The organism is Salmonella sp. SSDFZ69 (genome assembly GCF_004010755.1).
GTDB lineage: Bacteria > Pseudomonadota > Gammaproteobacteria > Enterobacterales > Enterobacteriaceae > Salmonella > Salmonella enterica.
In genome coordinates this window covers 4667343-4677170 of record NZ_CP034831.1, presented here as the reverse complement: position 1 = coordinate 4677170, position 9828 = coordinate 4667343, and the positions used below count along the sequence as shown (strand labels likewise).

The following is a 9828-nucleotide window of genomic DNA, read 5'->3' as shown; positions in this document are numbered from 1 at the left end:
GGCGGACTCCACTCGAACAAAAGTCGATAAATGACAAAGGCTGATACATTAATGATTGTTGGCGCACGTCGATAAGACCCTGCATGAAGGGTGACGCACGAACCGCTGTCTGCGGTTTTCACGGATCTTTCAAACGATCGCGACTTCACGCAGTCTGAAAGATTTCGTGTTCATGCCTGACCAGGATCGTTTGAAACGATCAGGACCGCGGATCATAGCCTAAACTGAGCAAGAGATCTTCTGTTTCTCACAGATTCTTCCCTATTTATCCACAGGACTTTCCAGGAAAGGATAAGTGTAATCGATCCTGGGGAACTCCTGTACGCTTTCGCGCGCATATTGAAAAAATTAATAGGTAAAGGTGAGCAGGCGCCTAAAAGATCGCATAAAGATCCAGGGCGATCCTTGCGCTTTACCTGGCAGTCCGTATAATTCTCCACCCGTCGCGCAATGCCCGTCATATGGCGTCAACGCTGCTTATTTTCCGCACAAAAAGGCGTGGAAAATCGCGGGAAAATAAGGAAAGAGAATTGACTCCGGAGTGTACAATTATTACAATCCGGCCTCTTTAATCACCCACACTGTGGCGTAAGTCGTTCAAAGTTTGTTCGGGTATACGCAAAAGTCAGTGAATTTATTCAAGTTTAGGTAGAAATCGCCATGAAACGCACTTTTCAACCGTCTGTACTGAAGCGCAACCGTTCTCACGGCTTCCGTGCTCGTATGGCTACTAAAAATGGTCGTCAGGTTCTGGCACGTCGTCGTGCTAAAGGCCGCGCTCGTCTGACCGTTTCCAAGTAATAAAGCTAACCCCTGAGTGGTTAAGCTCGCATTTCCCAGGGAGTTACGTTTGTTAACTCCCGCTCATTTCACATTCGTCTTCCAGCAACCTCAACGGGCTGGCACGCCGCAAATCACCATCCTCGGCCGCCTGAATTCGCTGGGGCATCCCCGTATCGGTCTTACCGTCGCCAAGAAAAATGTTCGACGTGCGCATGAACGCAACCGGATTAAACGTCTGACGCGTGAAAGCTTCCGTCTGCGCCAGCATGAACTTCCTGCAATGGATTTCGTGGTGGTGGCGAAAAAAGGGGTTGCCGACCTCGATAACCGTGCTCTCTCGGAAGCGTTGGAAAAATTATGGCGCCGCCACTGTCGCCTGGCTCGCGGGTCCTGATAGCCCTTATTCGGGTCTATCAACGCCTGATCAGTCCGCTGCTTGGGCCGCATTGTCGTTTCACGCCAACGTGCTCAAGCTACGGAATTGAGGCATTGCGCAGGTTTGGAGTGATAAAAGGCAGTTGGTTGACGGTGAAACGCGTATTAAAATGCCACCCTTTACACCCTGGTGGTGACGATCCCGTCCCGCCCGGACCATTTGATACCAGAGAACACTAACGATGGATTCGCAACGCAATCTTTTAGTCATCGCTTTGCTGTTCGTGTCTTTCATGATCTGGCAAGCCTGGGAGCAGGATAAAAATCCGCAACCTCAGACTCAACAGACCACGCAGACAACGACCACCGCAGCGGGTAGCGCCGCCGACCAGGGCGTACCAGCCAGTGGCCAGGGGAAAATGATTACGGTGAAAACCGATGTGCTTGATTTGACTATCAACACCCGTGGTGGTGATGTCGAGCAGGCCTTGCTCCCGGCTTACCCGAAAGAACTGGGTTCCAACGAACCGTTCCAGCTGCTGGAAACCACCCCGCAGTTTATCTATCAGGCGCAAAGCGGCCTGACAGGCCGCGACGGCCCGGATAACCCGGCGAACGGCCCGCGTCCGCTGTACAACGTCGAGAAAGATGCGTTTGTACTGGCCGACGGTCAGAACGAACTGCAGGTTCCGATGACTTATACTGACGCCGCAGGCAACACGTTTACCAAAACGTTTGTCTTTAAGCGTGGCGATTATGCGGTTAACGTGAACTATAGCGTGCAGAACACCGGCGAAAAACCGCTGGAAGTCTCCACCTTTGGTCAGTTAAAACAATCCGTCAACCTGCCTCCTCATCGCGATACCGGCAGCAGCAACTTTGCGCTGCATACGTTCCGCGGCGCAGCGTACTCCACGCCGGATGAGAAGTATGAGAAATACAAATTCGACACTATTGCCGATAACGAAAACCTCAACGTCAGCTCCAAAGGCGGTTGGGTGGCAATGTTGCAGCAGTATTTCGCTACCGCATGGATTCCGCGTAACGACGGCACCAACAATTTCTACACCGCCAATCTGGGTAACGGCATTGTCGCTATCGGCTATAAAGCGCAGCCGGTACTGGTACAGCCAGGCCAGACTGGCGCGATGACCAGCACCCTGTGGGTCGGCCCGGAAATTCAGGATAAAATGGCGGCTGTTGCACCGCACCTGGATTTGACCGTGGACTACGGCTGGTTGTGGTTCATCTCTCAGCCGCTGTTCAAGTTGCTGAAGTGGATCCACAGCTTTGTGGGCAACTGGGGCTTCTCCATTATCATCATTACCTTTATCGTTCGCGGTATCATGTACCCGCTGACCAAAGCGCAGTACACGTCAATGGCGAAGATGCGTATGCTGCAGCCGAAAATTCAGGCGATGCGCGAACGTCTTGGCGATGATAAACAGCGCCAAAGCCAGGAGATGATGGCCCTGTACAAAGCGGAGAAGGTTAACCCGCTGGGCGGCTGCTTCCCGCTGATCATCCAGATGCCTATCTTCCTGGCGTTGTACTACATGCTGATGGGTTCCATTGAACTGCGTCATGCGCCGTTCGCGCTGTGGATTCATGACCTGTCCGCACAGGACCCGTACTACATTCTGCCGATCCTGATGGGCGTAACGATGTTCTTCATTCAGAAGATGTCGCCGACCACCGTGACCGACCCGATGCAGCAGAAGATCATGACCTTTATGCCGGTCATCTTTACGGTGTTCTTCCTGTGGTTCCCGTCAGGTCTGGTGCTGTACTATATCGTCAGCAACCTGGTCACCATCATTCAGCAGCAGCTGATTTACCGTGGTCTGGAGAAGCGTGGCCTGCATAGCCGCGAGAAGAAAAAATCCTGATTCGGTGTAGGCCGGATAAGGCGAAGCCGCCATCCGGCAAGGCGCGCCGGTCAGCCTGATGGCGCTAACGCTTATCAGGCCTACAATCAAAAGGCGGTCATATGACCGCCTTTTTTATTGCAACAAAGTTGAGACTAACCATGAGCCATAACGACACTATCGTCGCCCAGGCAACCCCACCGGGACGCGGTGGCGTGGGTATCCTGCGTATCTCTGGTCTGAAAGCGCGTGACGTTGCGCAAGAGGTGCTGGGCAAGCTGCCGAAGCCGCGCTATGCCGACTACCTGCCGTTTAAAGACGTTGACGGCAGCGCGCTGGATCAGGGTATTGCGCTGTGGTTCCCCGGCCCGAACTCCTTCACCGGTGAAGATGTGCTGGAGCTACAAGGGCACGGCGGTCCGGTGATCCTGGACCTGCTGTTAAAACGTATCCTGACGCTTCCAGGCGTGCGCATTGCCCGACCAGGCGAGTTCTCCGAGCGAGCGTTCCTCAACGATAAGCTCGATTTAGCCCAGGCGGAAGCCATTGCCGACCTGATCGATGCCAGTTCCGAACAGGCGGCGCGTTCGGCGCTAAACTCGTTACAGGGGGCATTTTCCGCCCGCGTTAACCACCTTGTGGAAGCACTTACTCACCTGCGAATCTACGTCGAAGCGGCTATCGATTTTCCGGATGAGGAGATCGACTTTCTCTCTGACGGCAAAATTGAAGCGCAGCTCAATGGCGTCATCGCCGATCTTGACGCCGTGCGCACCGAAGCGCGCCAGGGCAGCCTGCTGCGCGAAGGGATGAAGGTAGTGATTGCCGGACGCCCGAATGCCGGGAAATCCAGCCTGCTGAATGCGCTGGCAGGCCGTGAAGCGGCCATTGTTACCGATATCGCCGGTACCACGCGCGACGTGTTGCGCGAGCATATTCACATCGACGGGATGCCGCTGCATATCATCGATACCGCCGGACTGCGCGACGCCAGCGACGAAGTTGAGCGTATCGGCATCGAACGCGCCTGGCAGGAGATTGAACAGGCCGATCGCGTGCTGTTTATGGTGGATGGCACCACGACGGACGCCGTTGACCCTGCCGACATCTGGCCGGACTTTATCGCCCGTCTGCCCAAAAATCTACCGATTACCGTGGTACGTAACAAGGCGGATATCACCGGCGAACCGTTGGGTATTAGTGAAGTAAATGGTCACTCACTGGTTCGCCTCTCGGCGCGTACCGGCGAAGGCGTCGACGTGTTGCGTAACCACCTCAAGCAGAGCATGGGGTTTGATACCAATATGGAAGGCGGCTTCCTGGCCCGTCGCCGTCACCTACAGGCGCTGGCGGAAGCCGCTGAACACCTTGAGCAGGGCAAAGCGCAGCTATTAGGCGCGTGGGCAGGGGAACTGCTGGCGGAAGAGTTGCGCCTGGCGCAGCAAAGCTTAAGCGAGATTACCGGCGAGTTTACCTCCGACGACCTGCTGGGACGGATTTTCTCCAGCTTCTGTATTGGTAAGTAACGTTGTATTGCCCGGTGGCGCAATGCTTACCGGGCCTACAAAACCCGTAAGCCGGATAAGGCGTTTATGCCGCCATCCGGCAGCAATGATTTCCCATGCGGAAATCACTGTTGTCCAAATGGCAACTCGTCTCGCGCAACGTCGCCCCGTATTCTTAGCGCCACACTTTTCGTGAGGCCGCTATGAAACGTTTTCTACTGTGTAGTTTTGCCCTGGTTTTACTCTATCCTGCCGGTATTGATATGTATCTGGTCGGTTTACCGCGTATAGCCGCCGATCTGAACGCCAGCGAGGCGCAGTTGCATATCGCCTTCTCCGTTTACCTGGCCGGAATGGCGACGGCCATGCTGTTTGCCGGGAAGATAGCCGACCAGTCAGGCCGCAAGCCGGTCGCGATCGTCGGCGCGCTCGTCTTTATGATGGCCTCACTGCTTTGTTCACGGGCGTCGGAAGGCTCGCTATTTCTGAGTGGACGTTTTCTTCAGGGAGTAGGCGCAGGCGGCTGCTATGTGGTGGCGTTCGCCATTCTGCGCGACACGCTCGACGAGCATCGCCGGGCGAAAGTGCTGTCATTATTGAATGGGATTACCTGTATTGTGCCGGTACTCGCCCCGGTGGTGGGGCATTTGATTATGCTTCGTTTCCCCTGGCAAAGTCTGTTCTATACGATGTCCGCGATGGGCATTATTGTGGGCCTGTTATCACTGTTTATCCTGCGCGAGACGCGCCCGGCAAGGCTGGCTCCACGCGATTTATCACGATCGTCGCCCGCCGCCGAGTCGCTGGTTAACCGTTTTTTCGTTAGTCGACTGGCGATCACCACCCTTAGCGTGTCGGTGATCCTGACCTTCGTCAATGCCTCTCCAGTGCTGCTGATGGAGGTGATGGGATTTAGTCGTGGCGACTATGCCATTACCATGGCGCTCACCGCAGGCGTCAGTATGGTCGTCTCTTTTTCCACCCCTTTTGCGCTTGGGTTATTTAAGCCGCGAACTTTAATGCTCGTCTCACAGGGGCTGTTTTTGACGGCTGGCGTGACGTTAAGCCTTGCTCATACCAATACCGTCACACTCTTTGGCCTGACGCTTATCTGCGCCGGATTCTCGGTTGGTTTTGGCGTCGCGATGAGCCAGGCGCTGGGGCCATTTTCGCTGCGCGCCGGAGTGGCCAGTTCCACGCTGGGTATCGCGCAGGTTTGCGGTTCATCACTGTGGATTTGGCTGGCGGCAATACTCGGTATCAGCGCGATGAATATGCTGATCGGGATTCTGATTGGTTGTAGCATAGTGAGTATTCTGCTGATCTTCTCCGTCACGCCCAACAGGTCCGTAGCCGAGCATGAAGAAATCCCTTACCAATCTCGACCTTAATTTGCTGTTATGCCTACAGTTACTCATGCAGGAGCGCAGCGTCACTAAAGCTGCAAAACGGATGAACGTAACGCCCTCAGCGGTCAGCAAATCGCTGGCGAAACTCCGGGCATGGTTTGACGATCCGCTGTTCGTCAATACGCCGCTGGGCCTGGCGCCGACGCCGCTGATGGTCAGTATGGAGCAAAGTCTGGCGGACTGGATGCAGATGGGGAATCAACTGCTTGATAAACCGCATCATCAAACGCCGCGCGGTTTAAAATTTGAGTTGGCAGCAGAGTCGCCGCTGATGATGATTATGTTTAATTCACTGTCGCAGCAGATTTATCAGCGCTATCCGCAGGCTACCATTAAGGTTCGCAACTGGGATTATGACTCGCTGGAGGCGATTACGCGTGGGGAAGTCGATATCGGATTTACCGGACGCGAAAGCCATCCCCGCTCGCGAGAATTGCTCAGTCTGTTACCGCTCGCGATTGATTTTGAGGTGTTGTTTAGCGATTTACCGTGGGTCTGGCTGCGGGAAGATCATCCGGCGCTGCGCGAAGCGTGGGATCTGGACACTTTTCTGCGCTACCCACATATCAGTATTTGCTGGGAGCAAAGCGATACCTGGGCGCTGGACGATGTCCTGCAAGAAATGGGACGCAAACGCCATATCGCGTTGAGCCTGCCGGGGTTCGAGCAGTCGCTCTTTATGGCCGCCCAGCCGGGTCACACCCTGATAGCAACCGCGCCGCGCTATTGCCAGCACTACAATCAGCTCCACCAGCTACCGTTAGTGGCGCGCCCCCTGCCTTTTGATGCGCAACAGCGGGAAAAGCTGATGGTGCCGTTTACCCTATTATGGCACAAACGTAATAGTCATAATCCCAAGATTGTGTGGCTACGACAGGCTATCAACACGCTCTGCCGTCGCCTTATCTGACCACCTGCGTTGATAAATTAACCTTCCTCTTACCAGAAATGTCACCATCTGATTAAAGAACCTTCTGAAATTGAATTTTTAGCGCGTAAAACCTGTCCATAATTTACGTTAATGTTACTCTCGTCATTATCACGGCCCATTAATCACGGAGCGAAAAATGGCGACTCACTTTGCCAGAGGGATACTTACGGAGGGACAGTTGGTTTCAATTCGTCTCTCTTCGTCTTGCCATATTGAAGCCAGAAACCTGCCTGCTCACCGACGAACGCGTTTTCTCGCCTCCAGAGGCCTTCTTGCCGAACTGATGTTTATGCTGTACGGAATTAGCGAGCTGCCGGAAATCATTATTCAGGCGAAAGGTAAACCCGCGTTTCGTGACAAAAATCTGCCAGGCTTTTCTATCTCCTACGCCGGAAATATGGTTGGCGTGGCGTTGACCACCGAAGGAGAGTGCGGGCTGGATATGGAATTACAGCGCACCTCCCGCGGCTTTCACCATCCGCATTCGCTCGAACGCCACCCTTTCTCCCGTAATGAAAACTTATGGGTAGCCAATCAAAACGATCCCAACGAAGCGCGAGCGCAACTCATTACATTGCGCCAGAGCGTGTTAAAACTCACCGGCGATGTCATGAATGACGATCCGCGGGAGCTGCAACTTTTACCCGTTGCCGGACGCCTGAAGTGCGCGCATGTCACGCAGCTTGAAGCCGTATGCGATGCGGAAGATGTACTGGTATGGTCCGTAACCGTTACGCCAGCGATAGAAAAATTAAAAGTGTGGGAGTTCGATGGCAAACTGGGCTGGAAAAGCCTGCCCGATATCCAGACGCGCGCCAATGAGCCAACCGGTCGTCTGATGCGATTCGCCCAACTCCCCGCCGCCAAATCGTATACGCTTAATCGTTCATAATGAAAAAAGGGGCACGTATGTCTGAAACGCTGAATGTGGTTACACTGCTGGGAAGTTTACGCAAAGGTTCCTTTAACGGGATGGTGGCGCGTACGCTGCCTAAAGTCGCGCCGGCAGGAATGACGGTATCGCCGCTGCCTTCGATCGGGGATATTCCGCTGTATGACGCCGATATCCAGCAGGACGAGGGATTTCCAGCCAGCGTAGAGGCGCTGGCGGAGCAGATTCGCAACGCCGACGGCGTCGTCATTGTGACGCCGGAATATAATTATTCCGTTCCCGGCGGCCTGAAAAATGCCATCGACTGGCTATCCCGTCTGCCTGAGCAGCCGCTGGCGGGTAAGCCCGTTCTTATCCAGACCAGTTCAATGGGGGCGATTGGCGGCGCGCGCTGCCAGTATCATCTGCGCCAGATTCTGGTGTTCCTTGATGCGATGGTGATGAACAAACCGGAGTTTATGGGCGGCGTGATTCAGAATAAAGTCGACCCGCAGACTGGAGAAGTGGTGGATCAGGGAACGTTAGATCATTTGACCGGTCAGCTGACCGCATTTGGCGAGTATATTCAGCGCGTTAAAGCGTAAGTTATTTAAAAACCCTCCCCCCGATGGGGCGAGGGTTCATTTCATCAGTGTCCGTCAATAAACACAATCTTCAGCACGAATAACAGCGCGACAATCACTACGCACGGGCTAAGGTCGCGCAGGCGACCGGTACCGATTTTCATCACGCAGTAAGAGATAAAGCCCAGCGCGATACCTTCGGTGATCGAGAAGCTAAACGGCATCATTACCGCCGTAATAAACGCCGGGACCGATTCGGTTAAATCCTGCCAGTTTACCCGCGCCAGGCTGGAGGTCATCAGCACGCCGACGTAAATTAGCGCGCCCGCCGCCGCGTAAGGCGGCACCATGCCCGCCAGCGGCGACAGGAAGATAACCAGCAGGAACAAAATACCGACCACCACCGCCGTCAAACCGGTGCGACCGCCCACCGAAACGCCGGAAGACGATTCAATATAAGCGGTCACAGAAGACGTTCCGACAAATGCGCCTGTGACGGAAGAGATACTATCAACAAACAGCGCCTGCTTCATGCGCGGGAATTTGCCTTTCTCATCCGCCAGGCCGGCTTTATCGGTCACACCAATCAGCGTACCGGAGGAGTCAAACAGGTTTACCAGCATGAAGGAGAAAATAACCCCCGCCAGGCCAAGATTGAACGAGCCTGCCAAATCGACATGCCCTACCACGCTGGTGACGCTTGGTGGCGCGGAGACAATGCCGTTGTAGTGTACATCACCCATCATCCAGCCAAGCAGCGTCGTGACGATGATGGACACCAGCACCGCCGCATGAATGTTGCGCGAAGCGAGAATCGCAATAATAAAGAATCCGAGAACCCCCAGCAGCACGCTGTGCGAGGTCAGGTTGCCGATGCTGACCAGCGTTTCCGGGTTAGCGACAATCACGCCGGCGTTTTTCAGCCCCATCATGCCGATAAACAGGCCGATGCCGCTGGTGATGCCCACGCGCAGGCTGACCGGAATGTTGGCGATCATCCAGTAACGCACGCGGAAGATAGTCAGCAATAAAAGACCAACAGCGCCCCAGAAAATGGCGCCCATGCCTACCTGCCACGGCAGTCCCATTGCCTGCACAACCACGAAGGCAAAGAACGCATTCAGCCCCATCGCGGGCGCCAGCGCCACCGGCAGGTTAGCGAACAGGCCCATCAGAATACTGCCAAAGGCCGCAATCAGACAGGTGGTCACAAAGACGGCGCTGGTGTCCATGCCAGCTACGCCCAGAATTTGCGGGTTAACAAAAACGATATAAACCATCGTCAGGAAAGTGGTAAAACCGGCGATCACTTCGGTTCGTGCCGTCGTGCCATGTTCGCGCAGTTTAAACACGCGTTCCAGCATACCCTGACCAGAAGCCTGGGTGGTGTGTTGTTGACTCATTATCAATTTCCGGAGAAAGGAGGGAAAATTCGCCGTTATCCTATACCAAAATGCGACACCTGGCGCAGTTGTGTGGTAATTTTTTTCACTCAATTTGTT

Annotated in this window: 10 protein-coding genes; 9 read left to right on the top strand and 1 reads right to left on the bottom strand. The window is 54.5% G+C overall.

What is annotated here, in order from left to right; all coding sequences use genetic code 11:
- Positions 1 to 660: 660 nt before the first annotated feature.
- From rpmH to EOS98_RS23100, 9 genes are all read left to right on the top strand, one after another.
- Positions 661 to 801: a 50S ribosomal protein L34 gene (rpmH, locus tag EOS98_RS23140; protein WP_000831330.1), complete on the top strand. Its 141-nt coding sequence runs from the start codon at positions 661 to 663 to the stop codon at positions 799 to 801.
- A 16-nt stretch (positions 802 to 817) separates the two neighbouring features.
- Positions 818 to 1177: a ribonuclease P protein component gene (rnpA, locus tag EOS98_RS23135; protein WP_000239725.1), complete on the top strand. Its 360-nt coding sequence runs from the start codon at positions 818 to 820 to the stop codon at positions 1175 to 1177.
- Positions 1141 to 1398, top strand: a complete 258-nt coding sequence (gene yidD / locus EOS98_RS23130; RefSeq protein ID WP_001307474.1) for a membrane protein insertion efficiency factor YidD — start codon at positions 1141 to 1143, stop codon at positions 1396 to 1398. Before rnpA ends, yidD begins: the two co-directional genes overlap by 37 nt.
- A gap of 2 nt (positions 1399 to 1400) precedes the next feature.
- On the top strand, positions 1401 to 3047 hold the full coding sequence (yidC, locus tag EOS98_RS23125; RefSeq protein ID WP_000378278.1) for a membrane protein insertase YidC: 1647 nt from the start codon (positions 1401 to 1403) through the stop codon (positions 3045 to 3047).
- A 140-nt stretch (positions 3048 to 3187) separates the two neighbouring features.
- On the top strand, positions 3188 to 4552 hold the full coding sequence (gene mnmE, locus EOS98_RS23120; protein WP_001726954.1) for a tRNA uridine-5-carboxymethylaminomethyl(34) synthesis GTPase MnmE: 1365 nt from the start codon (positions 3188 to 3190) through the stop codon (positions 4550 to 4552).
- A gap of 182 nt (positions 4553 to 4734) precedes the next feature.
- The gene (locus EOS98_RS23115) at positions 4735 to 5922 is read left to right on the top strand and encodes an MFS transporter (RefSeq protein WP_000819615.1); all 1188 of its coding nucleotides are present in this window, start codon (positions 4735 to 4737) and stop codon (positions 5920 to 5922) included.
- Entirely contained in the window at positions 5891 to 6850 is a 960-nt protein-coding gene (gene yidZ / locus EOS98_RS23110; RefSeq protein ID WP_000749366.1) for an HTH-type transcriptional regulator YidZ, read from the top strand. The genes EOS98_RS23115 and yidZ overlap by 32 nt, the downstream gene beginning before the upstream one ends.
- 157 nt (positions 6851 to 7007) lie before the next feature.
- Positions 7008 to 7763 (top strand): 4'-phosphopantetheinyl transferase family protein, encoded by a 756-nt coding sequence (locus EOS98_RS23105; RefSeq protein WP_000190678.1) that lies wholly within the window; start codon positions 7008 to 7010, stop codon positions 7761 to 7763.
- Positions 7763 to 8347 carry an NADPH-dependent FMN reductase gene (locus EOS98_RS23100; protein WP_001576451.1) on the top strand — a complete coding sequence of 195 codons (585 nt, stop codon included), beginning with the start codon at positions 7763 to 7765 and terminating at the stop codon, positions 8345 to 8347. The genes EOS98_RS23105 and EOS98_RS23100 overlap by 1 nt, the downstream gene beginning before the upstream one ends.
- Positions 8348 to 8391: 44 nt before the next feature.
- On the opposite strand, the gene adeP is transcribed toward EOS98_RS23100, so the two are convergent.
- Positions 8392 to 9729 carry an adenine permease AdeP gene (gene adeP, locus EOS98_RS23095; protein WP_001747550.1) on the bottom strand — a complete coding sequence of 446 codons (1338 nt, stop codon included), beginning with the start codon at positions 9727 to 9729 and terminating at the stop codon, positions 8392 to 8394.
- Between the last annotated feature and the right edge of the window lie 99 nt (positions 9730 to 9828).